Origin of the sequence: Streptomyces sp. NPDC050448, assembly GCF_040655295.1 — a bacterium.
Lineage (GTDB): Bacteria > Actinomycetota > Actinomycetes > Streptomycetales > Streptomycetaceae > Streptomyces.
In genome coordinates, this window is the sequence record NZ_JBFAJR010000104.1 from 2,250 (window position 1) to 3,894 (window position 1,645).

Consider the following 1,645-nt stretch of genomic DNA (forward strand, 5'->3'; position numbering starts at 1 on the left):
ACCCCCGAGGACCTGTGGCAGCTCGTCGCGACCGGTGCCGACGGGATCACCACGTTCCCGACGGATCGTGGCTGGGACGTCGAGGCGCTGTATCACCCGGATCCGGATCGTGCGGGGACGTCGTATACGCGTGAGGGTGGTTTCCTGCACGAGGCGGCCGAGTTCGATGCGGCGTTCTTCGGGATCTCGCCGCGTGAGGCGCTCGCGATGGACCCGCAGCAGCGTCTGCTGCTGGAGACTTCCTGGGAGGCCTTCGAGCGGGCCGGGATCGACCCGACCTCGATGCGGGGCAGCCGTACCGGCGTCTTCGCCGGGGTGATGTACCACGACTACGCGAGCGGCTACGGCAACGGCGAAGGTGCCGGTGGCGGCGACGAGTTGCCTGAAGGGGTGGAGGGCTACCTCGGCACCGGCAACGCGGGCAGCATCGCCTCCGGCCGGATCGCCTACACCTTCGGCCTGGAGGGTCCGGCGGTCACGGTCGATACGGCGTGCTCGTCGTCCCTTGTCGCGCTGCACTGGGCGATCCAGGCGCTGCGCAACGGCGAATGCGACATGGCCCTCGCCGGCGGTGTCGCGATCATGGCCACCCCGGAGACGTTCGTCGACTTCAGCCGCCAGCGCGGTCTGGCCGTCGACGGCCGGTGCAAGTCCTTCGCGGACGCGGCGGACGGCACCGGCTGGGCCGAGGGCGCGGGCATGCTCCTCGTCGAGCGCCGGTCCGACGCCGTCCGTCATGGCCACCCGATCCTCGCTGTCGTACGTGGCTCGGCCGTCAACCAGGACGGCGCCAGCAACGGCCTCACGGCCCCGAACGGCCCCTCCCAGCAGCGGGTGATCCGCGAGGCCCTGGCCGGGGCGGGTCTGTCGGCTGCGGATGTGGATGCGGTGGAGGCGCACGGCACGGGCACGCGGCTGGGTGACCCGATCGAGGCGCAGGCGCTGCTGGCGACCTACGGGCAGGAGCGGCTGGAGGGTCAGCCGCTGCTGTTGGGGTCGATCAAGTCGAACATCGGTCACACGCAGGCCGCGGCCGGTGTGGCGGGTGTGATCAAGATGATCATGGCGATGCGGCACGGGGTGCTTCCCAAGACTCTCCATGTGGATGCGCCGTCGGCGCAGATCGACTGGGAGGCGGGCGATGTCAGCTTGCTGACGGAGGCGGTGGCGTGGCCGGAGACCGGCCGGGCGCGTCGTGCGGGTATCTCCTCGTTCGGTATCAGCGGTACGAACGCGCACACGATCATCGAACAGCCGCCGGTCGCGGCAGCGGTGGTCCAGCAGGGCGAGACGGTCGTTCCGATGGCGGCCTGGGTGCTGTCTGCCAAGGGCGGGGAGGCTGTGCGGGCGCAGGCTCGTCAGCTCCAGTCGTATCTGCTGGGCGCGCCCGAGCTGCGTCCGGTGGATGTGGCGTGGTCGCTGGCTTCCGGCCGGGCTTTGTTCGAGGACCGGGCGGCTGTGGTGGCTGCGGACCGCGAGGGTCTGCTGGCCGGGCTGGCCGCGCTCGCGGAGGGCCACTCCGCAGCGGGTGTGATCGAGGGCTCGCCGGTGGGCGGGAAGACCGCCTTCCTGTTCACCGGGCAGGGCAGCCAGCGTCTTGGGATGGGCCGTGAGCTGTACGACGCCTACCCGGTGTTCGCGGATG

General features: G+C 70.9%; 1 protein-coding gene. It reads left to right on the forward strand.

All coding sequences use genetic code 11. The annotated features are described in order from the left end of the window. Positions 1–1,645 (forward strand): type I polyketide synthase (locus AB0I68_RS38800; RefSeq protein ID WP_363182156.1); only part of this gene is annotated, 1,645 nt, incomplete at both ends.